This window comes from Streptococcus sp. HMSC076C08 (assembly GCF_001810825.1).
Lineage (GTDB): Bacteria > Bacillota > Bacilli > Lactobacillales > Streptococcaceae > Streptococcus.
Window position 1 is genome coordinate 57,973 of record NZ_KV802724.1, and the last position, 962, is coordinate 58,934.

The 962-nt window shown below is 29.9% G+C and carries 1 protein-coding gene and 1 pseudogene; both read left to right on the forward strand.

The features are described from left to right. Positions 1-40: 40 nt before the first annotated feature. Entirely contained in the window at positions 41-697 is a 657-nt protein-coding gene (locus tag HMPREF2766_RS04210) for a DUF443 domain-containing protein (RefSeq protein WP_070567914.1), read from the forward strand. A gap of 94 nt (positions 698-791) precedes the next feature. After that, a pseudogene (locus HMPREF2766_RS09905) lies at positions 792-962 on the forward strand (hypothetical protein); the annotation flags it as partial.

The following is a 962-nucleotide window of genomic DNA, read 5'->3' on the forward strand; positions in this document are numbered from 1 at the left end:
TAGTTCAATTTAGAAAGTGTTTGGGTGGTAGGAGTAAAAAATGGAGATAAATTTTAGAAATTCTAACATTGGTTGTTATCAAATAGTTGAAATAGATGGGCATTCTCAGAAATATATTATGGATACTAGTACTCTGACACCTAAGAGATACTGTTGGGGTTTATTGCCCCAAAATATCACTGTTGATATGACGAAACTGGATAAGAAAAATGCTAGTTTTGAGACAAAATCAAAAACACTATTGGGAACTAGCACTATAGCTATAATGGTCCAACCAATTGTAAAAATTGGATACGATATGTTAAAAAACTTATTTGTAAATTATGATATAAGTCAACAAATATTTTTAAAGATAGTTTTATATTTTATCTCTATGTTGATTTCTTATCTTGTTATTTGGAATTCTCTGCGAAAAGCTCATAAAATTGCAGCTGAACGGTTGCCTAAGGAAAGTAAGAAAGTTAGATTGACACTTCGAACGACTAAAAGAAGAGAGTTAACAGGGTATATATTTCTTTTCCTAAACTTAGCATGCTTACTTTTCTTTTTAATGTTAAACAATGGTGAAGAGGGAGCAATTTTAGTAATTAATGGTATAATTTCACTAGCCTTATACTTGAGCGTTTGGACGATGCCCCCAATAAGCTTTTCTTATAGAAATAAATTTTTGACAGTTGAAAAAATTGAAGAATTATAATAACGATGAAGCAGCCTTTATAGAGTTTTTTGAATGGATTTGATAGTAGTTTATAAAAATATTGAATTACTGTCATTGTTTTTGGAGGAAAATTTTGGAATTAAAATTTAAGTATTCGAATATAGCAGTTTTTAGAATAGTTGAGTTTAAGAATAAAAGTTATATCTTAGATCCTACAACTATAAAAGGAAAGTCCTATTTCTTTGGTTCGCTGCCGAAAGAGGTTACTGCTGAGATGGTTGAGCTATCTCCATCTAATGATAGT

What these genes read in the sequence shown, in the direction of transcription:
- HMPREF2766_RS04210 (WP_070567914.1), top strand. Translation starts at nt 41, where the DNA reads ATGGAGATAAATTTTAGAAATTCTAACATTGGTTGTTATCAAATAGTT.